Raw genomic sequence first — 23,239 nt, 5'->3', positions numbered from 1 at the left:
GGGTTTTTAGCATTTTTCCATTTGTTAGGAGATGCAGGTAAAGCTTTAATTTCTGTTTTCGGTAATCTCACAAGTTGGCTAGGAACTGGGTTTTTAGCATTTTTCCATTTGTTAGGAGATGCAGGTAAAGCTTTAATTTCTGCTGGAAAAAATTTGTTTAATTGGCTTAATGATTACCCAATAATATTTGTATGTTTTGTATCTTTATCTCTGTTTATGATTGGAGTGAAATATTTCAATGAGAAACAGAAAAAGGAAGAAGAATACCAACAAGCTGTTCTGGAAATGAAACAAGAATACCAACAAGCTGTTCTGAAAATGCAACAAGAATACCAACAAGCTAGTCTGGAAATGCAACAAGAAAATCTGGAAATGCAACAAGAAAATCTGAAAAAAGATGATATAAGAAAGTCAAGAGAAAGTAGGCTAAATATCCTGATTAAGGTGATAGATACATTCAGTAATAATATGTAAACTTGTTAACAAGCTTAAATAAATAAAAACCTCACTAATTACTAGTGAGGTTTTTTGATGGGGTCTTAGTCGCTCCGGGACTAACCCTAATTCTAAAAGGGTGATCGCCTAAATGAAACGCAAAACCACCCCCTCGAACGATGGGGTGGCATTTACTGACAAGATGGAAGGGTGCTACGCTGGGATTTCTTCCCCTGTCTCAACAATACGAGCTGCTTTCATGTGTCCTTGCTCGTCATTAATTCGCTCATAGGTCAACGCTCTGCCATCACCCTTGATTTGAACGCTCTCGTTAGGATGGCTACCCAAGTAATCGATAATATCCAAGGTTGTTGCCGTCGTTGGAAGCTTGGTGATTTTCTCAGATTTGCTGATAGGGGTAACTTTGGCTCTTGGTGCGTCCGACGGTTGGTCTTTTTCCCACAACTTGACCAAATCCGTAATCTCAACTCCTTTATGACGCTTGTTGTGGTACTGTCCTAGCCCGTGCTTGTTGTTATGGTCATCAACAGTTAACTGATGTGTTTTGACCCAATCCCCTACAGCTTGCCTGTTGCATCCTGAGACAGAACTTAAGGTGACACTGCCAATGTACCAGCGGTCATTGTTGCTTGGTGCGTTGTCGTTATAGTCGGCGATCGCACGAAATGCCCGATAAATCTTTTCCTCCACTGCGCCAGCTACTTTCATGTTTCTTAGCTGGTCGTTTGGGATAGATTCCCAATCGATATCCTGCTTAGGCTCAGGCAACTTGCGGGTTGGTTCTGCTTTCTCCTGTAGTACTGTTGGCAGTTCCTCTTGTGGTTTGGTTGCGGTTACAGTTGGGCGAATCATCTCCATCATCTGCTGCATCATCTGCTCTAGCCGTGCTGTCTGTGCTTCTAGCTTGTTGATGCGGTCATCGGATGCGGTTGCTTCTACTGTAGAAGGTTCGATGATAGATGTTTGTGGTTGTTGGCTCATGATTTTCTCCAATTTCTCCTTAAGCTGTTGGTTCTCTTGGTGTACTTGAGTTAATTGTTCTTTATAACTGGTTACGACTTCTTGCAAATGAACAACTTTCTGCTGTGCCTCAATCAATTGGCGCTCGATTGAGTGACTGCGATCCGCAGATTCTAGTAAACAATGAAGAGCAGCTTGCTGTGAGGATAGTCCCTTAGTCTTTTGCAGTTCCTTAACTTTTTCTAGGTCTGATGCGAACGCCTTAACATTGCCTAATTTTTCTGTCTCCACTTCAACAAACCTCACTGGTTTAGTAACAAAATAATCGCCGTATCCGATTGATGTTCCTAACGTTTTAAGCCCTCTATCGTCTTCTTTTGCTGGCGTGTAGTGTCCTAAAATTCTAGAAGCATACAGCAATTTTGCGCCGGAGCCTCCTTTAATATCTCGCTCTGTCGCTAGCGCTGCATATGCAGCACGCAGCGCTTTAGGATTGTCCTGCTCCTCACCGTGGCGAAATGGTAAAACAGGCGTCTCCTGTCCTTTATCTCCAAAGTAAGCACGGACAACACGGCGCAACGGCTGTCCACGCCTATTGTCAAGTTCCACGTTTTGTCTGGTCACACTTTCGGGGAACTGCTCCTTAACCTGCTTTAGCAATGATTGATTGACTGGATTTTTTCTTAGTCGAGCCAAAGCTTTGATTACATAGTCAGCAGGGTACAGCGTGGGGATCTCGAACACTGGGATATCGCCGCGTTTTTTGCCTTGTCCCTCAAACATCACATGATAAGGCTTGCCCTCAATCGCAGTAAACCTGGCGCGGGCGATGATTTCATGAGGGCGTCTACCAGTCGCGGCAATCAAACCAACAGCCAACTCGTGAGCAACGTCACTAGCTAAGAGCCGCCCAGTAACTTCTAAATAACTGTCGGGGTCTATCTCTCTATTATTTTCTAGACGGTCAATCACTCGCGTAGTTTGATTCCGCTCGTTCCATTGGTCTTTGTCTAATCCGCAGAGCAATAGTACATAATGCTTTAGCTCTTGCCCTCTAACGTTGCCTTCACCGTCACACTTGGCAACAAGATCAGCGTTTTTACCCTGTTCTAGTGGTAAACTTTTGAACTTTTTATAAAAGCTGTATGCACTTAATTTAGTACCTAAAGTTTTGGTGCTATAGCTTGTGCTTGTGTTCAGCCACTCATTGAACTGATCACAATAAGGCTTAATTTCTTCAAAGCTCATGAGGTCTTTGGTTGCCTCAAAAAGCTCGTCTATCTTTGCTTGTAATGCTTTGCTCATTTCACTCCCCCTCTTGTTAACTAGTTATATCTTATCGTAACGAGTTATGTCTTGGCAATAACTAGTTACAAAAATGTAGTTAGGATGATTTCATCCTGACTACACGCGCTTATCGTCCTTGCTCTGTATCAACGAACGGCTGAGCCTGCGGAGTTGGTCGCATTGTATGCCCGATAAGTATTCCAACGCCTAGGAGCGTTATCAATCCGCCTAGAATGGCTTGTTTGGGCAAGTCAGAAAAGCTAAATCGATGTGATTCGTATCGGTTAAACGCCCAAATGACCCTAGTGTATTGCCAGGGATTCAGATCGAACCACTCCCGTGATTTTTCCAGTTTGATGTTGCAGTTTTTGAACTGGTGATGTAATGTGTCCTCTACCTCTGCCATATCTTGAACGTAAATTGCTTTGATGATTTGGAAGTCACACGGAGGCTGGTTGTCTATGAAGTTCTGCAACCGTAGTTGTGGATTCCGCGAGAGTCCGATTTTGCAACGACGAATAAGCTTGCCGGGAATTATGCCCGTTACGTTGATGGCTTCAATGAGGTAAACATAACCTGGAACGTGGTCGTCACGGTACTCGTAGCGCTTTGGAAAGCGTGACATGATAGTAGAGATTCCTTCTATGTATGGATGTGGAGTTAGATAAGACACTGGAAGCCAATAATTTTTCCAGTGTCTTCTGTTTTATTGATCGAGACAGTTCATTCCTAAAACATTTATGACATCCGGGTTTTCCAGTATTTGAAATTGCCCGTAATTAACAACATTTGTAATAAGCGATTGAAGTTTATCGCCAATAATTTTTGATGCAAAGCCTCCGCCTGTCGCAAAGACAGAACCACCACTAACCATGACTTGACTCGATTTAGTCAGGATATCCGAAATGCTAGGGTTATCAGCTATCCAATTACTAATACCATCCAATACACTCTCAGTGATATTTTCAGTTTTGTTTCCAACGCGATAAGGTACTACGTACTGACTATTTTCATCCGCTCGGCAGGCTTTGAGCGCTTCAAAAATACTGTTTAGACTTTTGGTTTCACCTCCAATATCTGTTTTATTCAAGCTAATAAAAATCTGACGAGCCAAGTCTTGCATACCCCCACCAGAAGCGACGCTTCTGTTGATTACCTTGGGTAGGTTTCGACCAATTTTATAAGTAGTTAGCGTTAGAGTACCGCCACCTAAATCTAAAATCGAAAAGCTATTAACTTCTTTACTTAAAAGCTTCCTAGCAGTTAGTGCAGCACCATAACCCTCAGAATAAATGAACTCTGAATCAAGGTTTTTAAACTCGATAGTGAACTCACGACCACGATAAGTAAAGTTCTCTATTCCTTGTAGTATTTTGACAATCTCACCCTGTTTGTTACTAGACAAGGACAGTAGTTTAATATCTATACCCAGGCGAATAGGTTTAGATTTGTAGCGGTTCCTTTTGTCTTCCAGTAATTCATCTAAGAAATCGGGGTCACTGGTTAAGACGCCTAGCAGCCAAATATCCAGCTTTTTGATTTTGTTATCCTTCTGTGCCTCTACCAATTCGCCTAAAACGGCATCACAACCGCGTCCTACGGCGTAGTTTTTATTCTTGTAACGGAAACACCCTGCCATTCCGGAAGGTAGTTCGCCCTTAACTTCTTTGTAAATGCTGTCGATGGTATTGGGATAATTGTTGAGCAAAGACTTAATACGTTTACTTCCAGCATCCAGCACCATAGAGCAATTGATCAACGGGTTCTTTGACTCACGCGGTTTCTTCTTTTTGTCACTATCTTCAGGTAATGAACTTACAAGTTCAAATTGTTGTAAGTCTTGTGTAGGCTTGGTTCCATTGTTTGAAGTCTTCATTCTCGATAATCCTTTTTTAGTTGTAGTGTGCGCGTACTACGCGTAGAAATACGGGTAATTGCAAGACTTGTCCTTCTATTGCAATTCAACTATTAGGAGAAAAGTCAGGTAGTTTGTAACAGTAACTGAAGGCAACATAAAAACTGTGTTTTTTGGCTTTTGCAATTCAACTAATAGAAAATCATGCCTTTTCGGGCTAATCGGGCTAATCGGGCTGTACCCCCTATAGGAAAAAATGACGGGCTAGCCGGACAGGTAAAATCAAGGGTTTCAAGCGTCGTGTCGGGCTGTGTCGGGCTGAAAATCGGGCTAGCCCGACACGTAGCCGGATTAGCCGGAATTCTATCTTTTTCTAATTACTGTTAGGAAATACGTCTAAATGACTAAATCCTTTATTGCAATCGTTGCACTTATATTGCTGTACGGTTCTAGTCGCCTTATCTTTACCGTTTTTCTTCCAGCTACTTGAGCCGCAGTGGGGACACTTGACTGCTGTCATCACCTCGACAAGAGATTCAATTTCTACCCAATCGGCGTTGCTAAACTCCCAAGGCTTTGATACTATCCATGACCGCCCATTGTCGATAGTCCCAATAACAGCTTTGGGTATCTCCAAAAACTTAATGACTGAACCACAAACAAGCAAGGCTAGCCTGTACTGACTCTCTGGTGGTAGTTCCTCATCTGTATTCTTGGCAGTCATCCACTCCGATATCTGTCTGTACTCCCGGTCTATGCGATTCTTGGTTTTCAAATCCCAACCTAGCTCTTTGTACTTGTTGGTAGCAGTAATGACCGCGTCACCTACAAAAAGCAAAGTACAATTCCTCATGTCATCCCACTGCCAACCATTTGCGCCTACTTGGGACGATTGACCCATTAAAACAAGTCTCATGCTGTGATGCCTAATAGCAGTCCATACCCTCTTGGCATTTTCCTTATCATCCTCGTCGTGTTGTTTGTCGAATTCGTCGAAAATCCCTAAAAGCTTCTGTTGTGGGAAAAGTGAAGCTTTTACGCTCCGGGCGTCAAACTCTCTCACGAATTCCGCAAAAGCTTTCTTGGCAGTCCGGTCATCAGTCGCAACTTTGGCAATGTCCCAATAATCCTCTTCACTTCCGTCCATTGGGTCACTTAAGCGAATCTCCCAACCATCTTCAGAATCAACATAGCTCTTGATAATGACCTTAGTAGCCAATGACTTGCCTCCACCCGTGCCACCCATAACCCTGAGTGTGGGCTTACCCCCTTCTTTGTGGTTATGGTATTTACGGATGATTGCTCCGAAGTTCTCAGCAGGTTCAAGGATGCGGTAGATGTCTTTATCACTTGGAGGTTCGACAGGTTTCTGTTTCAGTGCCACTGTGGCACTCATTAAAGCAATGTCAGCATCCCAGTTAAACGCCACAGGCTTAAGGACACGGCAATAAGTCTGTAGTGCTTCACTATGCTCATTGAGTTCCTTTGCTACAATCGCACGACTATTGCGGTCTATCTGGAAAAATAATTTGACTGTATACACATCCCCTTGGCTATGAGTACGGTCTAAGTAAATACCCGTTTGCCAGAAGTACTCAATAATTAGATTCCCAATCTGTAGTTCCCGTGATTGAGCCAATGACCACTTCAAAGGTTTCTTGAGGTCAATAATCTGCTGGTTAAGTTGGGCAATTTTGAGGTGCTGGGCGTCCAGTTGGTTAAGTAAGTCGTTCACCTGCGCCCTCATCTCTTCTAGAGAATTGTCATTCTCGCTGATGGAGTTGTACAAGTTCTCTAGCTGCTTTTTCTGAAAGTCCTCGTATTCACGGAGGACATCCTTAGCTTTGTTAATGGGGGTAAATTTCTTGCTATAATCTGCCAGCGTAGTGTATGCATCTTCCAGGGCGCGGCGCTCGTCTATGTTTAACAGGTTGCGGAATCGAACCCTGAGCGCGGCAATCTCATCATTCACTTGATGGTAGATGTCAACAGCACTGGTAAGAATTTCCGATGCTGTACCGTCTAAGTTGGTAATTTCATCCAGTAGGCTGCAATGAAACTTGTACGACGGCTCAAGCGAATTAAAAAACTGTTGTAGATTCTCGTGAATGGCTTGGTAATCTTCACGCCGTAACCTCGCTTCTACACTGTCAGAAAGCTGGTTGTATACGCTGTAGATGCGTTCACTTAAATCACTCACCAATTGCCCTTTAAATTCGCTTAGGAAAGCTTGATAGCGACTATCGTCCTCTTGGAGCTTCGCGTCTAATTCACGCCCTTTAGCCTCAAATTCAGCCTTAATCCTGCCTAAATTATCTTGCAATAGCTTAAGCGCTCTATCTTTGGCTTGTAGTTCTTCAGTGACGATTGCAAGTTGCTGGCTTCGCTGTTCTGCCAAGGCTTTGATTTCAGCCAACGATGCAACCTGTTGGTCATGCTTGCCGCTAATGTCAGCATACTTTTTCTTCATCCTCTCGGCATTCTCTCTGTATTGGTCGTTCGCTAACTGCTCATACCAACGGCTAGATAAATGATTACCAGCGGCTAAGACACCCGCGCTAAGGGCAATGTTTAGGGCGTAGGGTTTAACAGCCGTATCTGCTTTGAGCCAACTTAATACCCCACCCAGGCAAAGCAGTCCCGCAACAATAGACACTGCATTGGATGCAGATTTAAACGTGATCGACATATATTCTCCAGGATTAAAACTTCAACAATATAGTTAGGATGATTTCATCCTAACTACACGCACACTACAGGCTAGCTTTCAAGCAATCTGGCTTCGAGTTCCTCACGTTTGCGCTCATTGTCTTGGATAGACCCTTCTACCTCAAGCTTGAGTCGGTCATTTTTCGCCTGTTGAGATTGGAACTTAAGTGACCATTCCTCCTCAATGCCAGCAGTTAGATTAAGAGTGCCTTGAGTGGCAATCTGTTGCTGGATAAGCTGTTCTTCTGTTTGCTCAAGTTTGGATTGCTCAATTTGATATTTGGTGTCTGCAACCTGATTCTTGACAACCTTAGTTGCTGTCTCAATGCCAGCAGTTGCAAAGTCTACAAAATCTCCAATAAACTTACGTTGCTCCGTGGCAATTTGTACCACTTTGCGACCCTGTTTAATCTTCTCGTGACGCACCTCCAAAGCGTTGTTTTGTCTTTGGATTTTGAGCTTTTCTCGGTTAGCGTCTACTGCTTTCATCTCTGGAATATCGGCATCTGCCTTGTAAGGGTCAGTGCCTAACATCTCTTTAATGTCAATTTCCCCGACGCCATACTGTTGGGCAATCTGTACTGCTTGTTTTAGCGAATCGGTTGAGGAATTCGTCACAATTGAGCTACCGCCAGCAAAACCGCGCCGGACAGTTTTAGCAGCGGTGTTAACTGCCTTCACCCCATTACCCACAGCGTGTGCTGCATTCCCCACTGTTTGGGCTGTTTGCTGAAATCGGTCTTTCAGCCTTTCTCTTGCTCTCGCATCGGTCTGTTGTTCCGGTGTGGGGGTAGAATCCGGTGTGGATGGTGGTGTAGAAGGCGAGGTGTCTTTGGGTTTCTTGAAATGCTTGGAACCTGTCAAGGAACCCGATTGTTTTGCTCTTGGCATTGGTATAATCCTTATGTGTAGCTCTTTATGGGGCTTTGCAGAACCTAGAGGGCGATCGCTCAGATTGGTAGTCGGAGCGATCGCGCCCTCTTAAAAATTGTTGAATGATTCAAGATGTGCAAAAGATATGATTGCAGGCTCTTGGTCGCGGGTTGAGCGCTCCTTATCGTGCTGATAATCAAGAAAGTCAGACAGCACCCTACAACCATCAGAGATAGTCAAGTCATGGGATTCATTGAAGTCTCGACAGTTGCGGAGTTTATCAAGAATTTCCCAAGCGGATTCGAGTATGTCGATTTGTTGATGAGTAAGCATTAGTCATTCTCCTTGGCTTCTATAGGTTCCCACGTCACAAATTCCCCAACAGCCGTGACCGGAGGCAACAGCCTACATTCATCCGTTACAATCGCGGCTATCTGCTTGAGTCGGTCAAAGGCAGATAGACGGCGTTCTACCCTTGCTGTAGTGCGCTCTTGGAGTTGAGCGTGTGAATCCCTAATCTCTGGTACAAGCACGTCTACAAAGGGCTGTAGACGGGCTTCTAGACGGGAGATAAAGGCAGATTCAAAAGCATCAAATACAGCGTCAGCAGCTTGTGTACCTGTTAGCTCGGCTTGTTTTTCAAACAACTGTGAGATGGATGCTTGTGCTGATTGCAAGGTAGCTGTGAGGAAGTCTCTAGCACAGTATTCAGGGTCTATAGCCAATTCATCTGGTGGTTCAGTTATCGGCGGGTTTATTAGTTCAGTCTCAACCTCAGGCTCAACCGGTCCGTGTAAAACCGAGATTGGCTCGGACTCGGGAATAGCTTCTCTCTTCTTGCGTGGCATAGTAGTTACTCATTTATGGATGTAGAATGACGGCGTTGTGAAACGCCCTTAAATTCAATAAGGCAAGGGAATAGTTTCGCCAGTTTCCTGTACTCGCACTGCTTTCATGAATCCGCGCTCATCATTTACTCGCTCGTAAGTCAGTGTTTGCTCATTGCCTTGCAGTCGTACCACCATATCGGGTGACTTGCCTAAGTAATCAAAGATATCCATCATTGAGGTTGTCTTTGGGTTGAAATGCTTGATATTCATGAGTTCGTTCCTTTGGCTGTTAAGAGGGAGAATCACCCTCATGACAACCGTGGGGTTGTTGCAAGCATGGCAGTCGAGATGCTTGCGCCAAAACCACCTATGGTTTCTCGGGGGAGTTCCAATGCACTCTCAAGTTTGGTTTGTGGTTACTGCGCTCGTTTAGCGCTCACATTCACCAAGATAAATCAAATATATGTTTTCTGTACATACGAAACTTATATCGATTATTTATGTATTTTGTACATATATATAAAATCAACGTATGTTTTTCATCTGTACATAATCTTTTCGTACAGATATCGTATGTATATGTAACGTTTTTGAGGTTTAATCGAAAAAGAGATGACAGCAAAAATTGTGGGTAGACCGAAACGCACTAGACCAGTAGACCGAGTTAACTACAAACTGGACTCAGGCATTAGACAAATACTGTCGTCAATGGCTGAACGCAAAGGACGTAACGAAGGAGCGCAAATTGAGCGATTAATTTTACAAGGTGAAGCGATAGATAGACTGATATCTAAAAATGAACAATTAACAGTTTCAGGTATAGAAAAAGAAATTACCGCTATATGGAACGAAGTAGTCGGAGGAGATGCTGAGGGATGACGAACCACAATATTGAGGATGACAGAAGTATCCGTGAATTGATAACAGAATTGGCGCAACGACAAGCTGACACACAAACACAGTTAGATATGTTTCTGGAAAGCGCTAATCGAGTACTAGCCAGAAGCGCGGTTTTGGACGATGTTGTTCAAGAACTAAGGGACAGTACAGAACAACATCAACGCAATTTTGAACAACACCAGCGTAATTTTGAGGAGCATCAAAGGACTACCAATGCTGCTTTGCAAAGTCTTGAAGCGATACTTCTACAACTAATCAGAATTTTCCCCCAAACGTGAAGATTGACCGACATGGTAAAGCAAAGGTATTATCCTCCTCAGAAATCCAGCGGTTATTTACCGAGGGATTGCTTACTGCTAGGGACAAAACCCTGTGTGCTGTAATGCTCTACACCGCGTGTCGGGTCAAAGAATGCGTAACCCTGAAAATTAAGGACGTGTACGACTCAAAAAGGAGGGTAAGAACTGAATTGATTATCCGCAAAGGGAATACTAAAGGGAAACTTGCTACCCGCACCATTCCCGTGCTGGATGACTTGCGACGTTACCTAGAAGCTTACAAGCCACCACAAACTGCTGACGGTTATCTCTTCCCAGGTCGATGGGGTCGAGGTCACATTCATGAGGACTCTGCCGCTGCAATTTTTCGAGAAGCGTGTCAAAGGGTGGATATTGTTGGGGCAAGTAGCCATAGTTGCCGGAGAACCGCGCTAACTCTGATGTCTAACGCGGGAATTCCCCTTAGAGTGATTCAAGAAGTCAGCGGACACAGAAACTTAGAGCAGCTGCAAAAGTATTTGGAGGTGGAACCGTCACAGGTACGGGGAGCGATCGCGGCATTATCGATGCTTTCTCCCGTCGAAGGTGGGAGCATCGGGAAATATCGTTATCCCGATGTAAGCTCTACATCTTGCATCTTAAGAGATTCAGTAAAAGAACATTGAACGCATACATTCAATACCTGCTTGCACGACCAGACGCAACCGAACATTCAATTTACCAATTCCAGTTGCGAAAAGAAAAAAAACATCCTAATATTAAGTACGCCTCAAAAATGATACTTACGTGTACAGACGTGCATTTGTACTATTTTTGAGATATTAAAAATCCCGAAAGGGGTTCAGCCGATGTCATAACAGCAGCCAAAACGTTCCTTCGGGAAAAAAACGTTATAAAAATCTATCAGACTATCCTATCAAATTTGGCTCAAAATTGACACGTACACCTCTTTTGGGAATCACACGATAACCAAAGGAGTGCGCTGTGCCAACGTTACGGAAACTATATAAAAGCAGAAATCGCCCCAGCCAAAGGGCGATTCCAAAGGTTCAGACCGATTTTTTTGCGTCGAATACCAGTATTGTATCAGAAAAATTACAGAATAGTACACACCCTACAAAAGATTTATCACAATCCTATAATTGCGGTAAACTCGCTTCCCTAGTCGAGGAGCAACGCCTCACTGACTGCCTCGAATACCTTGAAAAGCTAGGCTACACAGGCGATTTAGCGCTTTCCATGCTGGCACTCATCCAAACAGGGGGTGCGGCATGAGTAACTTTACTCAGCTTTTTGATATCCGCAATTTCTTGGAGCAACTCGAAGAAACCAGAGAAAAAGGCAAGTACGTCTGTCCAGCGTGTGGTAAAAACAACCTTGGAATACAGTTAACAACGGGCAAGTATAAATGCTTTAGCGGATGCGAAAACAAGGATGTCCGGGAAGCGCTGAAGCCTTTGGCTGAATTTTTAAACGAACAAAAAAATAACAAAACTTCAGGTAATCGAACAATGAAAAGTCAAACCGCTGCTAAGCCAAAGATTGTTCCCGCATCTTTACCACAAGGCGAGTTAACAGTTGTTCGATTACCTGAAGTACCTGCCGACATTCCGCAACCTGCTGCACCACAAGTTGCACCCAATAAGAAAGTGCTAGCAATGCTATCTGCCCAAGGCAAAGGCTGCACTGACCAGGAACTAAAGCAAATAATCGTTACAAGTTATGACTATGGCGACTCCAAGAAAGTACTTCGATATGAAGCACCATGTCAAGCCAGCGAAAAAGGATACGAAAAAACTTTTGCAATTTGTCGCACAGATGAAACAGGACAAATCCGATGGAATAAAGGTGAGTGTTCTTGGGGAGCTTATCGGCAAGGAGAAGCTTTATCAGCCGCGCTAACTGTTGATAAGAATAAGGTGGCAGTAATCCTGTCCCATGAGGGTGAGAAGGCTACAGAAGCTGGCAGAGCAGAAAGATTAGCTGGTATCACTGCAATGGGCAGCGCTAGCGAAAAAGACTGGACACACATCTTTACTCAAATCAAATCCGGAATGGGTGAACGCCAGTTTGTCGTTGCTCATCTTTGCGACAACGATGACGCAGGAACCAAGAAATCCGAGAAGATAGCTTCGTATGCTGCAAAATGCGAAGTTCCATTTATTCCAATCAAAATAAAGGATATCTGCTCCAAAATATGTCACAAAGGAGATATCGTTGACGCTGTGGCATTGGGTATGGATGGAGATGAGTTGGCAAGATTGCTTATCGAGCAAATTGAATATGCACGACTGGATCAGCAAGGAAACTCAAATGAGTTTGATTCTGAGTTTGATGATGAAATTAATGATTTAGGTGAAAGTGCTACTCCATCCGTTGACGCGACAAATCCAGAATCTCCTTATAAATCTGTGTGCAAGCAGATGGGGTTGCCATTTGAAAATTGCGTAACTGCTACAGCTTTTGATACTTGGGTTTACCATCGTGAATTTAGTAGTGCCCAAAATTGGCGGGTAATTAACTCAGCTTTCTTTCGATGGTCGGACACTGACCAATTTTGGCAGTACCAACCGGAGACCCGCGTACTCACCCTAATTGCGGATGCTGGCGAAAAAGCATTTAAGTTGTCTGGCAATCCAAAGTACGGCTACGAAGTCAGCAAGCCATATGGAACTAACGGTCATACAGAATCAGCTTTTAAATATGTCAGGAAACGGTTGGAGCGTCCAGAGCCATTGCCAACGAATACACACCTGCTTGGGTTCCGCAACGGTACTGTTGACCTGAGAACTGGAGAACAAATGCCACACAGCAAGGAATATTTTCTTACAAATATTATTCCTTATGATTATGAGCCAAATAAATCATGTCCCGAAGTCTTTCGGCATTTCGTTACAGAATCGTTTGGTGAAGAGATGCTCGAAGTTATTCGGGCATTCACTAGTATGTTTTTAGACCCGACTGCCCCTTACGGCAGGTTCCCTCACTTAATCGGACAATCTGGTGGGGGTAAGGGGACTCTGGGACGGTTTTGGAGTAGCTTGTTTGGTGAAGACGGTTCCGGTAGTGCAGCGTTGTTCTCTGATCTCGTGTCTCCGGAAGGTCGTCACCAATACCTAACCGGGAAACGGATTTTTGGTTTCCCGGATGTCGGGGGTTATGCACAAGGAGTCAAAACATTTTACGAGCTAGTGGACAATGGTCCAATGACGGGACGTGCGTTGTTTAACCCAGTTGCGTACAGCAAACAATGGTACATGAGATTTTGGTTAGCATCTGTTGACCATCTCCAAATTGAAAACGCTGGTGATGGTTGGATACGTCGTGCTTACCCAATACCAGTAAAAAGCAGGACTGTCAAGCCCGACCCCGACTTACGATTAAAGCTAGAAGCCGCCAAAGCAGATATTATTAGTTGGGCTTTAGCTATGCCCCGCGAGGAGCGCGATCATATTCTGTTATCTCCACCAGAATCCGAACAAGCAATAAACCTAGCTCTTGACGCTGCTTTGTACGGTGATTCTACAAAAAGCTTTGTTGACTTGTGTTTGCGTCCTTCCAAGGATTCTGAATTTGTGCCGCATTATCAAATGCACAATTGGTACGTTGCTTATTGCCGCGAGCATGGATACACCCCATTGGGAATGAGCAAATTTATAAGTCACCTTAAAACCGTTTTACCTCGCAACTTCCAAGACCGCCGATGGATGCCAGTAACTAATGGCAAGAGAGAACGCATACCCGCGCATTGGAAAAATATTGCCCCATTACCGAATATTTTTGTTTCTTCAGAGCCAGGTCTAAACAATTGCGACCAGAACCCATTGTGGTTCTGTGTAAAGTCTCGGTGTGAAGAAGGAGGGTTAATGGATTTTGAAGATTTCTGGCAACCAAAAACGCCAGAACCTAGTCCTGAAGCGACTGTCCACCCTGTCCAAGACACCTTGGAGGTAAAAAATGACCCCGGACAGGCTGAAAGTCTTTCCCAGAGCGACTGTCCACCCTGTCCATCTGTCCATCCTGGAGTTTTAGATAAGAAAAATTTAAAAGAAGAAGTGAGTAGTGAGTCACTCAACAATCCAATGTCTGAGGAAGCGTCTTCCGGCAGCGGGACGGAGCGGACAGGGTGGACAGTCGCTCCAGAACTAGGTTCTAGCCTGTCCACCCCTCCAGTGGAAGTGCTTGACCAGGGTGGACAGGGTGGACAGTCGCTCCCAGACAGCGATTCGCGTCAGGATGCCTTGGAGAATGAAAAAATGAGGTCGGAAGAGCAACAGTGGTTAACTCAGGAAAGCTTGCAAGACCTAGCCGACATCTTGGAGGCTTGTGAAAATTCTCAGATGCTTGCAGAATTACGGGCAATTTACCCAAGCTATGCAATGAAGGAAGCATCTAAATTGTTGCCGACTTCTACGAAGACGAAGATTCGTGAATGGGTAAAGGAACAAAATGTGGTAGGGATGTTTTAGAGTTTAAGCTTGGAATCCAAAATATGACAGACGAAAATTTGTACGAGACCAGTAAAGAAAGTTTAATAATTGCTTCCCGGATAGAGAAAAGAGGCGAACTTGTGGTACAAAAGCATTTAATTCTGGAAGTCTGCCGTACCAAGTTCAATGATGAAAGTCCCTTTTATAACTATTTTCCCGAAAAACCTGGAGTTGTCTTAAAAGAAATTTGTGTAGACACACGCGAAGTTCTTCAGGAATTTAAGCTTTCTTTGGCAGAAGCAAAGACAATTTCAGTGTTGCTCAAACAAGCTCTAGAATAAAATACCTGCGTTTCAGCCAAAACGCTAAGATTAAAGAACTACCTTACTTTTCCGTATTTTCTTGAACATTAGACAGCATGAAGCAATTATTTATATTGCCACAGGCGCAACTAACAAACAGGCGGCTGATGCTGTCGGTGTTTCAATTTCAGCGATTGAAAAATGGCGGCGAAATGAAGACTTTCAAAAACTCTTGCAAACCGCCATTCAACAAATTTATAGCGCTGCGATTGCCGAAGTAGCCAAAGGAGCAATGGCGGCTGCTAAAGAACTACGGCGAATTGCTGTTGACCCAGATGCAAGCGATCGCGTAAAAATTTCAGCAATCAGCGTCCTTTTTTCTCAACTGGAAAAATCTAGGGAATGGGAACTAGAAGCACGACTAGAGCGAGTAGAAAGGCTATTAGATGGTACTGACTTCAGCGAAACTCAGACAGATTGAAAAGCGAGTCCAACGAAGACAAACTAAACTTGAGGGCGAAACGCTACAAATCCCTGAGTGTTGGACTGATTTTGCTCGGATGGTGAAGATTAGGTCGGGAGGGGACGTAAAACCGTTCAACCCCTACCCCTACCAAGAAGAATTGGTTCAGTTGATGTTGCAAAGGTCGGTATGCGTTGTCAAAAGTAGACAGCTTGGAATCTCCGAAACCGTTACCTGCTTTATGCTCTGGCGAGCTTGTCTCAACCCTGGGTACCTTGGCTTGGTCTTCTCAAAAACCCAAACTGATTCATCGCTGCTTGCCCGTCGCATGAAGCGAATGATTGCCAGTTTAGGGTTGAAGACCACGACAGAGAATTTAAGTGATATTGAGATTCAGGGTTATGGTCGCATTCTTTTCCGAAATTCTAAACCCGATAGTGCTAGAGGAATTGAGTCAGTAGTCGATTGTTTTCTCGACGAATTGGCTTTTCTGGAAACAGCTAAGGAAGTTTTTGACTCGGTCACGCCAGCGATGCAGATGGTAGGGGATAAAGCGCGTGTATTTGCTGTTTCCACTCCCAACGGTCGAGCAGGCTTCTACTGGGATTTATTAAACAATGGTAATGGTGGAAGAGATATCGAATTGATTTGCAACCAAGCGTCAAAAGGTGAAAGCAAACCGTTTCAGTACTGGGTGGATGATGGGGGATGGGGTAAGGTACTGATTCATTGGCGATCGCATCCCATATACGGCAGTAATCCCAATTTCTTAGAGGAGATCCATCAAAAGCAAAAGCTGTCTTGGGCAACTATTCAGCAAGAGTACAATTTGAGCTTTACTGAAGCGGAAACAGCAGTATTTAGTGCTGAGATTGTTCGGGAGTGTGCAACCGGAAGGCTAGAAAATGAGATAGATAATGATGCTGATTACTACATTGGAATCGATACCAGCACAACAGGAAGTGATTATTGTGTGGCTGTTGTATTGAAGGTCAAAAACGGTCAGTATTCATTAGTAACTTTTTATCGAAAACGTCAACAAACGTCCGAATTTCACCTGTTTGAAATTGGCAAGCTAATTGACAAGTACGAGCCAAAAACGGTTGGTATTGAAACAACTGGCGGCGTGGGAACCCTTTATCTGGAGCAGCTAACTAAACAGCATAAAAATATTAATTTTCAAGCAATAAGAACATCAGGCGACTCAAAGCCAGCTATGGTAAGCACTCTCCAATTGGCATTAGAATCAAGAAAGCTAAGGTTTCCGGTTGATAGCCCACTAACGGAGGAGTTACTTAATTTTCGACGTTCTGGAAAGAAGCTAGAGGCTGCTAATGGAAAGCACGATGACTGCGTAATGGCTACCACGTTTGCATTGACTGTATCTCCAATCAATGAAAAGGAATCAATATGGAATATTATTTGAATGAGCGATTTCCCTACCAACGTAACAAGGCGATCGCGTGTTACTACACTTATGAAGATACCTGTATATTGAAAGGTAAAGTTGATGATGAACGGAAGTTAATTGTTTATGATGAACTTTGGTTTGGTAAGGACTCGACTAAAGAGCAAATAGCACAGAGTTTAAAATCTTATAGTGACCCTTGGATTAATAAAAATGATTACTTCGCTCAAGTAGTAGGGTATTGCTACTACTTAAACTTCAGAGATGAGGACGACATCGCGATGTTAACAGATGAATTTCAAGAACTACACGACAATGACAGGTTTCTCTATGAAGGAGAAAGAACTGGTACAAAACACCGAGATAAATGCTTGCAAATATTAGTGAAAGCTTTGTCTTACGCGCTCAATTCACGTTCAATTGGTGGGGGTAGCTTGTCAGGAAAATCAGAATCCTTCAGAAATCCGTTCAAGAACTCAAGCCGTAACGGGGGATTTTTTGTTTAGCGCGATTGTATTCATCCATTGCATAATTTTCGTGACACCACCAAGAATCTTGTTATTACATTGGCAGCAACCTTAGCTCTTAAAAAGAAGAACGAAACCTACTTCTGCCTACTTCAGCAGGTTCATTCGGACAAATCAAACTAGAGCGGTTTTCCCAATACCAAGTTTCAGACTCTCGGATAACTTGATCTAGCTTTGGCCAGTTATCATAACCCACCCAAACAACTTCCCCTAATGGATCTCCTGTATTCCAATTGCATAGGTGTTTGTGATGATGATCAGGATGCCCAAGGTTAAGCATAAAAATGTCATCTTGGTTATCATACCGAAAGACATTCCCACATCCTTGAATCGATACATTGTAAGCATAAGAAACAGTCTGGACAACAGAATTGTCTCCAGACCCTTCCAAAATATTCAAATACTTGTCTACAGTTATCAAAATTTTACCTAAACACGCTATTTCTCCACTTAAGCGAATCTGAGGGATTTCGCTAAGATTGGCGTCAAGAGCTTGCCAGTTGGCAAACAAGAGGGTATCTTCCACAACAAAACCAGTATCAAGGAACTGATTCATAACGGTTTCATGAATCTCTTGATACGAAGCAAATCTATTTGGAGCGTGAACCCCCGTATTTCTGTTCAATCTGACCCCTAGTCTTTAGAAGCGTTAACCAAGTGCAAATCTCAGGAATCTTCAATGCTTGACCAGATTCTAAAGCCTGGAGCATTTCATCCGAAGACATTTTATACCGAGACTCGTACTCTTGGATCTCATCGCCTACTTGTTTTACCCAAGCCTGTCTTTGTTCAGGAGTAGGATTTGTAGCAGCTTGAAATAAAGCATCTACACGTTCCTTCCTCTGAGATTGAGACATGGAAGAAAATTCAGATAGCTTAATCGTGGTCTTATTTACTGCCATAAAGAACCACCATCCTTAACCACAAAATGTTTGTCAACTCTAGTTACAAGATACTTTAGTTAGGATGCATTTTCAGTAATCTTGTGAAAGACTTTACGCTTATGGTGTTTGCTAATTAATGGTCGCCACCCCTCAGGGCAAGGGTTTCAGCCGTCGCCACCCCTCAGTTACCCGTCGCCACGTTGGTCGCCACGTTGGTCCGTCGCCACGTTGGTCGCCACGTTAGTCCGTCGCCACGCTGGTCGCCACGTTGGTCCGTCGCCACACCTCAATTGTTGTACTACAGTTGTAGTGTATGTAGCGGCACCACGTTCAGAATGAGCTACAAGGCGGCTTACCCCTCAGAACGATGGATTGTACTATAGGCGGTATTAGAGGCTTGTTGCTGGCGAGTGTGGCGCGTTGTTTCGTTAGGCAGTTCTCGTCGCCATCATCCCTATCTACTAGTTATGGGAGTATAGCCGGAATATGAATAACCTATATATCGACATGTAATTCTAATATCTCTTATATATATCCGACGTGGCGACGGGTAGACAAAGTTGGTATTGTGGTGCTGACGGTTGGTATAGAGTCCGTAATGTACGAACGCGAAGTATTCAGTGTGTAGTGCTGTACGACAAATGCGACAAGGTGGAGGGGATGGGATGTTTTTGGAAGCGACGAGATGCGATGTTGGATGCGATCGCATGATGCAGTTACGATACGGAAAACCAGTTACAAGAATATCGTCACGGGATGGATGCACATTTGCGGAAGCGACAGGAAACTCGTTATGGAAGTCTAACTAGTTACGACGGAAGATAACGAGATGAGTAGTAACGACTGGCAGACTGAGTATTAAGAATGTTGCGACAGGCTTGACAGTAGCAGAAATCCATGCATAAAACCAGGGTCACAAAGGACGCGGACTTAACTAGTTACGATAAGGTAGTGGAGTGCAGTCAAGGAACATAACTAGTTATTGCAGACATACCAGAGTAGGCGAGGTGTTGTAGTGCGGGGTTGTAAGGATAAAGTCTGAAACCGTTACGCAGCAAGGGGTACGAACGTAACCAGTTACGCATACATGAGGATATACCTTAACCAGTTATTGCAGACATAACGAGATGGCACAACCAGTTACAATAAAACAACGCAGACATAACGAGATAGGTCATAACGTGTTTGTCCGGAAATTAGTTGGAGGTGGGCTTATGCGATCGCCGCTTCGCCCTCCAATCCACTTTCACTGCTTTTACGGCATCGCACTAATGCTTACTGTAACAGGGCTAGCGGGATTTTATTTATCTGAAGTTGTCTTCTTTAAACTTATTTATCTTTTAAGATATCTTCTCTATAAAATTTCATCATAAACTTAGTTTCTTGTTCTCTGGCTCTATCTATATCGGCATTAATTCGGGTTTTTTCTTCAGCGGTTTTATCCATCGTCAAAATAACTCGATAAGCTTCAAAAACATAGTACACATCATCACTTAATTTGGCTTCATCTTTTTCGCGTATTCTTTGACCCAAGTAGAACGTTGAAAAAGCCGATAGACTACCTAATTTAGAATAGTCATTTGACTTTTCACAATCTTCAAACACCTCGTAGACTTGTAGAAGATAATTGCCGAAATAATCTTTAAGTATTAATGTTGCTGCTATCATTTTAAATTCTTCAATTGGACTCATAAGATTTGACGCTCCTATTTATTACATTTATTTGAAGGATTTTTCGATTCTTATTTATTGTTTCAGGCTGGAAACTATGCCCTATTGTAAGATTGCCACACCTGCAAGCGCGATTATCCCTTTTTAGGCGATCGCATCCCCACCTCTGTCACCACCTCCACCATTCGACCATCGGTAGCCACCCCTCAAGTATCAAGTTGTTTGGTAGCCACGCGTCGGTAGCCACGCGTCTACAGTAATTGAAATCGGTAGCCACGCGTTGGTAGCCACGCGTCTACAGTCATTAAGTTTGGTAGCCACCCCTCAAGTATCAGGTTGCTTGGTAGCCAGGCGTCGGTAGCCAGGCGTCCTCAAAGTGTTGATATACAAGGATTGCAAATTGGTAGCCACGCGTTGGTAGCCAGGCGTCTTTTGTACTACAAGCGTAGTATCTGTAGCGGTAGCCACGCGCAGGATGAGCTACAAGGCGTCTTACCTAGCTGAATGATGGACAGTTCATCCTAGTACCCTAGAGGCGTCTTGCTGGTGCAAATAAGCGATGGTTTCTATGGGCTGTTGGCATGGGTTTCTATGGCACGGTAGCCACATATAAACATGGGAAGTTAAGGACTAGTAACTAGTAACCAGGAATAACCAATACTCTTTATATGTGGAGCCTGGCTACGGACGGGTACGTAATATACGGGTACGAAGCATTCTACTGAAAGGAAGTTAGGATGAAATCACACTAACTACATTTAAGTGGAAAGTATCGACCGCTGTAGTACAAGTAGCAAATGTAGTGAGATGAGTTAATGCGAAGTCGGGCGAAGTGGTGTGGCGATCGCACAAAGAGGCAACCAGTGATGAGCTTATAACCAGTTATGGAATAGCGTAACGGGATTGTGTAATGTTCGGAACAACGTGTAATGTTCGGAGCCGAGTAGGAGGTGTGGCGGAAATGTTCGGGGTTATACTTGGCTACGCTCGGAGGCGGTGAGGCGATCGCATAAAAGGGCGATATCTGTAACACTATGTAGTAATTGTAGTAGTAAAAAACTGATGAGGGCTTGACAATGGCAGCAACTTATGAACGAGAGTAAGGTCAAAGTGGAGGTTGTGTTAACTAGTTATGATAAAAAGGGCGATGTGTAGCCATAGGACATAACTGGTTATTACAGACATAACGACATGGGTCAGGAGGTCGCAACTAGTTATTGCAGGCATAATGAAGTAGACGGGATATCGTGATGGAATGCGAAGACGCGAAAGCTGAAATCCTTATGCAGCAAGGATTACGTATATAACTAGTTATGCAAGCATAGGAATGTGCGTAACTAGTTCAATGCAGACATAACGAGATGCCATAACTAGTTACGCAACTATGAGAACGTGACATAACTAGTTAACCCAGACATAACGAGATGCCTCAAAAAATCATAACGTGTTTGTCCGGTAATCTAGATTACCGGACAAACACGTTATGATTTTTTGAGGCATCTCGTTATGTCTGGGTTAACTAGTTATGTCACGTTCTCATAGTTGCGTAACTAGTTATGGCATCTCGTTATGTCTGCATTGAACTAGTTACGCACATTCCTATGCTTGCATAACTAGTTATATACGTAATCCTTGCTGCATAAGGATTTCAGCTTTCGCGTCTTCGCATTCCATCACGATATCCCGTCTACTTCATTATGCCTGCAATAACTAGTTGCGACCTCCTGACCCATGTCGTTATGTCTGTAATAACCAGTTATGTCCTATGGCTACACATCGCCCTTTTTATCATAACTAGTTAACACAACCTCCACTTTGACCTTACTCTCGTTCATAAGTTGCTGCCATTGTCAAGCCCTCATCAGTTTTTTACTACTACAATTACTACATAGTGTTACAGATATCGCCCTTTTATGCGATCGCCTCACCGCCTCCGAGCGTAGCCAAGTATAACCCCGAACATTTCCGCCACACCTCCTACTCGGCTCCGAACATTACACGTTGTTCCGAACATTACACAATCCCGTTACGCTATTCCATAACTGGTTATAAGCTCATCACTGGTTGCCTCTTTGTGCGATCGCCACACCACTTCGCCCGACTTCGCATTAACTCATCTCACTACATTTGCTACTTGTACTACAGCGGTCGATACTTTCCACTTAAATGTAGTTAGTGTGATTTCATCCTAACTTCCTTTCAGTAGAATGCTTCGTACCCGTATATTACGTACCCGTCCGTAGCCAGGCTCCACATATAAAGAGTATTGGTTATTCCTGGTTACTAGTTACTAGTCCTTAACTTCCCATGTTTATATGTGGCTACCGTGCCATAGAAACCCATGCCAACAGCCCATAGAAACCATCGCTTATTTGCACCAGCAAGACGCCTCTAGGGTACTAGGATGAACTGTCCATCATTCAGCTAGGTAAGACGCCTTGTAGCTCATCCTGCGCGTGGCTACCGCTACAGATACTACGCTTGTAGTACAAAAGACGCCTGGCTACCAACGCGTGGCTACCAATTTGCAATCCTTGTATATCAACACTTTGAGGACGCCTGGCTACCGACGCCTGGCTACCAAGCAACCTGATACTTGAGGGGTGGCTACCAAACTTAATGACTGTAGACGCGTGGCTACCAACGCGTGGCTACCGATTTCAATTACTGTAGACGCGTGGCTACCGACGCGTGGCTACCAAACAACTTGATACTTGAGGGGTGGCTACCGATGGTCGAATGGTGGAGGTGGTGACAGAGGTGGGGATGCGATCGCCTAAAAAGGGATAATCGCGCTTGCAGGTGTGGCAATCTTACAATAGGGCATAGTTTCCAGCCTGAAACAATAAATAAGAATCGAAAAATCCTTCAAATAAATGTAATAAATAGGAGCGTCAAATCTTATGAGTCCAATTGAAGAATTTAAAATGATAGCAGCAACATTAATACTTAAAGATTATTTCGGCAATTATCTTCTACAAGTCTACGAGGTGTTTGAAGATTGTGAAAAGTCAAATGACTATTCTAAATTAGGTAGTCTATCGGCTTTTTCAACGTTCTACTTGGGTCAAAGAATACGCGAAAAAGATGAAGCCAAATTAAGTGATGATGTGTACTATGTTTTTGAAGCTTATCGAGTTATTTTGACGATGGATAAAACCGCTGAAGAAAAAACCCGAATTAATGCCGATATAGATAGAGCCAGAGAACAAGAAACTAAGTTTATGATGAAATTTTATAGAGAAGATATCTTAAAAGATAAATAAGTTTAAAGAAGACAACTTCAGATAAATAAAATCCCGCTAGCCCTGTTACAGTAAGCATTAGTGCGATGCCGTAAAAGCAGTGAAAGTGGATTGGAGGGCGAAGCGGCGATCGCATAAGCCCACCTCCAACTAATTTCCGG

25 protein-coding genes are annotated in these 23,239 nt (G+C 43.7%); 13 read left to right on the top strand and 12 right to left on the bottom strand.

What is annotated here, in order from left to right:
• The coding region (locus tag ACM0OZ_RS42990) for a hypothetical protein (protein ID WP_414588999.1) at nucleotides 1–474 on the top strand (474 nt) is incomplete at its 5' end.
• 174 nt (nucleotides 475–648) lie between these two features.
• Here ACM0OZ_RS42990 and ACM0OZ_RS42985 read toward each other — a convergent pair.
• From ACM0OZ_RS42985 to ACM0OZ_RS42950, 8 genes are all read right to left on the bottom strand, one after another.
• Nucleotides 649–2,721, bottom strand: coding sequence for a protelomerase family protein (locus ACM0OZ_RS42985; RefSeq protein WP_414588997.1), 2,073 nt, complete (start codon nucleotides 2,719–2,721; stop codon nucleotides 649–651).
• A gap of 109 nt (nucleotides 2,722–2,830) precedes the next feature.
• A complete protein-coding gene (locus ACM0OZ_RS42980) occupies nucleotides 2,831–3,328 on the bottom strand; it encodes a GIY-YIG nuclease family protein (RefSeq protein WP_414588996.1) in 498 nt (165 codons plus the stop codon).
• 81 nt (nucleotides 3,329–3,409) lie between these two features.
• Entirely contained in the window at nucleotides 3,410–4,579 is a 1,170-nt protein-coding gene (locus ACM0OZ_RS42975) for a hypothetical protein (RefSeq protein WP_414588995.1), read from the bottom strand.
• A 352-nt stretch (nucleotides 4,580–4,931) separates the two neighbouring features.
• Entirely contained in the window at nucleotides 4,932–7,247 is a 2,316-nt protein-coding gene (locus tag ACM0OZ_RS42970; protein ID WP_414588994.1) for a transposase-like zinc-binding domain-containing protein, read from the bottom strand.
• Nucleotides 7,248–7,318: 71 nt separating this feature from the next.
• The gene (locus ACM0OZ_RS42965; RefSeq protein ID WP_414588993.1) at nucleotides 7,319–8,158 is read right to left on the bottom strand and encodes a hypothetical protein; all 840 of its coding nucleotides are present in this window, start codon (nucleotides 8,156–8,158) and stop codon (nucleotides 7,319–7,321) included.
• Nucleotides 8,159–8,248: 90 nt separating this feature from the next.
• A complete protein-coding gene (locus ACM0OZ_RS42960; RefSeq protein WP_414588992.1) occupies nucleotides 8,249–8,473 on the bottom strand; it encodes a hypothetical protein in 225 nt (74 codons plus the stop codon).
• Complete coding sequence (locus tag ACM0OZ_RS42955; RefSeq protein ID WP_414588991.1) at nucleotides 8,473–8,988, bottom strand: hypothetical protein; 516 nt, start codon at nucleotides 8,986–8,988, stop codon at nucleotides 8,473–8,475. Before ACM0OZ_RS42955 ends, ACM0OZ_RS42960 begins: the two co-directional genes overlap by 1 nt.
• Nucleotides 8,989–9,042: 54 nt before the next feature.
• Entirely contained in the window at nucleotides 9,043–9,240 is a 198-nt protein-coding gene (locus tag ACM0OZ_RS42950) for a hypothetical protein (protein WP_414588990.1), read from the bottom strand.
• A 342-nt stretch (nucleotides 9,241–9,582) separates the two neighbouring features.
• On the opposite strand from ACM0OZ_RS42950, the gene ACM0OZ_RS42945 reads away from it, so the two are divergent.
• The 9 genes from ACM0OZ_RS42945 to ACM0OZ_RS42905 all read left to right on the top strand — a co-directional run bounded on the left by ACM0OZ_RS42945 (nucleotide 9,583) and on the right by ACM0OZ_RS42905 (nucleotide 17,257).
• On the top strand, nucleotides 9,583–9,849 hold the full coding sequence (locus tag ACM0OZ_RS42945; protein ID WP_414588989.1) for a hypothetical protein: 267 nt from the start codon (nucleotides 9,583–9,585) through the stop codon (nucleotides 9,847–9,849).
• Entirely contained in the window at nucleotides 9,846–10,148 is a 303-nt protein-coding gene (locus ACM0OZ_RS42940; protein ID WP_414588988.1) for a hypothetical protein, read from the top strand. Before ACM0OZ_RS42945 ends, ACM0OZ_RS42940 begins: the two co-directional genes overlap by 4 nt.
• On the top strand, nucleotides 10,145–10,813 hold the full coding sequence (locus tag ACM0OZ_RS42935; RefSeq protein WP_414588987.1) for a tyrosine-type recombinase/integrase: 669 nt from the start codon (nucleotides 10,145–10,147) through the stop codon (nucleotides 10,811–10,813). The genes ACM0OZ_RS42940 and ACM0OZ_RS42935 overlap by 4 nt, the downstream gene beginning before the upstream one ends.
• Before the next feature lie 319 nt (nucleotides 10,814–11,132).
• The gene (locus tag ACM0OZ_RS42930) at nucleotides 11,133–11,423 is read left to right on the top strand and encodes a hypothetical protein (RefSeq protein ID WP_414588986.1); all 291 of its coding nucleotides are present in this window, start codon (nucleotides 11,133–11,135) and stop codon (nucleotides 11,421–11,423) included.
• Nucleotides 11,420–14,617 carry a primase-like DNA-binding domain-containing protein gene (locus tag ACM0OZ_RS42925; RefSeq protein ID WP_414588985.1) on the top strand — a complete coding sequence of 1,066 codons (3,198 nt, stop codon included), beginning with the start codon at nucleotides 11,420–11,422 and terminating at the stop codon, nucleotides 14,615–14,617. Before ACM0OZ_RS42930 ends, ACM0OZ_RS42925 begins: the two co-directional genes overlap by 4 nt.
• Before the next feature lie 23 nt (nucleotides 14,618–14,640).
• On the top strand, nucleotides 14,641–14,919 hold the full coding sequence (locus ACM0OZ_RS42920; RefSeq protein ID WP_414588984.1) for a hypothetical protein: 279 nt from the start codon (nucleotides 14,641–14,643) through the stop codon (nucleotides 14,917–14,919).
• 61 nt (nucleotides 14,920–14,980) lie between these two features.
• Entirely contained in the window at nucleotides 14,981–15,361 is a 381-nt protein-coding gene (locus tag ACM0OZ_RS42915) for a hypothetical protein (protein ID WP_414588983.1), read from the top strand.
• Nucleotides 15,327–16,769 carry a terminase large subunit domain-containing protein gene (locus ACM0OZ_RS42910; protein WP_414588982.1) on the top strand — a complete coding sequence of 481 codons (1,443 nt, stop codon included), beginning with the start codon at nucleotides 15,327–15,329 and terminating at the stop codon, nucleotides 16,767–16,769. The genes ACM0OZ_RS42915 and ACM0OZ_RS42910 overlap by 35 nt, the downstream gene beginning before the upstream one ends.
• The gene (locus ACM0OZ_RS42905; protein WP_414588981.1) at nucleotides 16,754–17,257 is read left to right on the top strand and encodes a hypothetical protein; all 504 of its coding nucleotides are present in this window, start codon (nucleotides 16,754–16,756) and stop codon (nucleotides 17,255–17,257) included. Before ACM0OZ_RS42910 ends, ACM0OZ_RS42905 begins: the two co-directional genes overlap by 16 nt.
• A 79-nt stretch (nucleotides 17,258–17,336) precedes the next feature.
• Here ACM0OZ_RS42905 and ACM0OZ_RS42900 read toward each other — a convergent pair whose 3' ends face one another.
• Both ACM0OZ_RS42900 and ACM0OZ_RS42895 read right to left on the bottom strand, forming a co-directional pair.
• A complete protein-coding gene (locus tag ACM0OZ_RS42900; protein ID WP_414588980.1) occupies nucleotides 17,337–17,834 on the bottom strand; it encodes a hypothetical protein in 498 nt (165 codons plus the stop codon).
• Nucleotides 17,835–17,868: 34 nt separating this feature from the next.
• Complete coding sequence (locus tag ACM0OZ_RS42895; protein ID WP_414588979.1) at nucleotides 17,869–18,180, bottom strand: hypothetical protein; 312 nt, start codon at nucleotides 18,178–18,180, stop codon at nucleotides 17,869–17,871.
• A 623-nt stretch (nucleotides 18,181–18,803) separates the two neighbouring features.
• On the opposite strand from ACM0OZ_RS42895, the gene ACM0OZ_RS42890 reads away from it, so the two are divergent.
• Nucleotides 18,804–18,971: a hypothetical protein gene (locus ACM0OZ_RS42890; protein ID WP_414588978.1), complete on the top strand. Its 168-nt coding sequence runs from the start codon at nucleotides 18,804–18,806 to the stop codon at nucleotides 18,969–18,971.
• Between the two features lie 520 nt (nucleotides 18,972–19,491).
• On the opposite strand, the gene ACM0OZ_RS42885 is transcribed toward ACM0OZ_RS42890, so the two are convergent.
• The gene (locus ACM0OZ_RS42885; protein WP_414588976.1) at nucleotides 19,492–19,854 is read right to left on the bottom strand and encodes a hypothetical protein; all 363 of its coding nucleotides are present in this window, start codon (nucleotides 19,852–19,854) and stop codon (nucleotides 19,492–19,494) included.
• Nucleotides 19,855–20,581: 727 nt separating this feature from the next.
• Nucleotides 20,582–20,866 (bottom strand): hypothetical protein, encoded by a 285-nt coding sequence (locus ACM0OZ_RS42880; protein ID WP_414588977.1) that lies wholly within the window; start codon nucleotides 20,864–20,866, stop codon nucleotides 20,582–20,584.
• 858 nt (nucleotides 20,867–21,724) lie between these two features.
• Between ACM0OZ_RS42880 and ACM0OZ_RS42875 the strand changes: the two genes are divergently transcribed.
• Together ACM0OZ_RS42875 and ACM0OZ_RS42870 are read left to right on the top strand one after the other, a co-directional pair.
• The gene (locus tag ACM0OZ_RS42875; protein ID WP_414588977.1) at nucleotides 21,725–22,009 is read left to right on the top strand and encodes a hypothetical protein; all 285 of its coding nucleotides are present in this window, start codon (nucleotides 21,725–21,727) and stop codon (nucleotides 22,007–22,009) included.
• A gap of 727 nt (nucleotides 22,010–22,736) precedes the next feature.
• Nucleotides 22,737–23,099 carry a hypothetical protein gene (locus ACM0OZ_RS42870; protein WP_414588976.1) on the top strand — a complete coding sequence of 121 codons (363 nt, stop codon included), beginning with the start codon at nucleotides 22,737–22,739 and terminating at the stop codon, nucleotides 23,097–23,099.
• Nucleotides 23,100–23,239 lie beyond the last annotated feature (140 nt).

The sequence above is a fragment of the Scytonema sp. PCC 10023 genome, assembly GCF_963920835.1.
Taxonomy (GTDB): domain Bacteria; phylum Cyanobacteriota; class Cyanobacteriia; order Cyanobacteriales; family Nostocaceae; genus Kalymmatonema.
Note: the sequence above shows the minus strand (reverse complement) of the source record. Positions and strands in the feature narration are given on the sequence as shown.